This is a genomic window from Mesorhizobium sp. M2A.F.Ca.ET.037.01.1.1, from assembly GCF_003998075.1.
Lineage (GTDB): Bacteria > Pseudomonadota > Alphaproteobacteria > Rhizobiales > Rhizobiaceae > Mesorhizobium.
In genome coordinates, this window is sequence record NZ_RZSA01001881.1 from 1 (window position 1) to 382 (window position 382).

Annotated in this window: 1 protein-coding gene; it reads right to left on the reverse strand. The window is 67.5% G+C overall.

Annotated elements, in window-relative coordinates; translation table 11 throughout:
- Positions 1-382 (reverse strand): hypothetical protein (locus EOA27_RS40285; protein WP_145970985.1); only part of this gene is annotated, 382 nt, incomplete at both ends.

Here is a 382-nt window from a genome sequence, read left to right on the forward strand (position 1 = left end):
GCGCATCGCTGCGCAAGGTGCCCTTGTCGATGGCCACGGACTCGCGGCTGATCGTGCCGGAAAGATCGGCGGCGAGCTTCCCGGTCACCAGCGGCGCCAGCGTGGCGACGTCGGTCTTCAGCCCGGCGGCGGCAAGCTTGATGCTGACCGGTCCGCTGCGGTTTTCGATGTCGAAGCCGTCGGAATGGATCGCGCCGGTGATATTGTTGAGTTGGGTGCCGCCGACGGCGACCGAGGTGAGCGACGTGCCGATATCGACCATCGGCGCCTTGCCGTCGCCGAAGGCGCGCACCGTGGCCTTCTCGACGGCGACCAGGATCGGCACGGCGCTATTGCCGACATCGATGGTGACGGGCTTGTCCTTGGCGGCAAGCTCGACGGC